This window comes from Pseudomonas persica, from assembly GCF_900291015.1.
Classification (GTDB): domain Bacteria; phylum Pseudomonadota; class Gammaproteobacteria; order Pseudomonadales; family Pseudomonadaceae; genus Aquipseudomonas.
Map to the genome: position 1 here is coordinate 1 of NZ_OLKL01000382.1, position 235 is coordinate 235.

General features: G+C 62.1%; 1 protein-coding gene. It reads left to right on the top strand.

Going from position 1 to position 235, the window contains the following annotated elements; genetic code table 11:
• The coding region (locus FQ664_RS28005) for a hypothetical protein (protein ID WP_256676132.1) at nt 1–97 on the top strand (97 nt) is incomplete at its 5' end.
• Between the last annotated feature and the right edge of the window lie 138 nt (nt 98–235).

Genomic DNA, 235 nt, shown 5'->3' on the forward strand with positions numbered 1-235 from the left:
GTGCAAGCATGTGCGGGTGCCGATGGGAGACTTGCTGGGGAACCCGCTGCTGGCGGCGGGGATGTGGTATTACCAGATGCTCGAGAAGCTGCGCTGAGTTGCGCGGATGTAGGAGCGGGTTTACCCGCGAAAGGGCCGGCCCTGCTGACCGATCTCCACCCGCCATTCACCGTTTTCGCCACTACCGTATTCGCGGGTAAACCCGCGCCTACAGGGGCTCACAATGTCTGAAGAC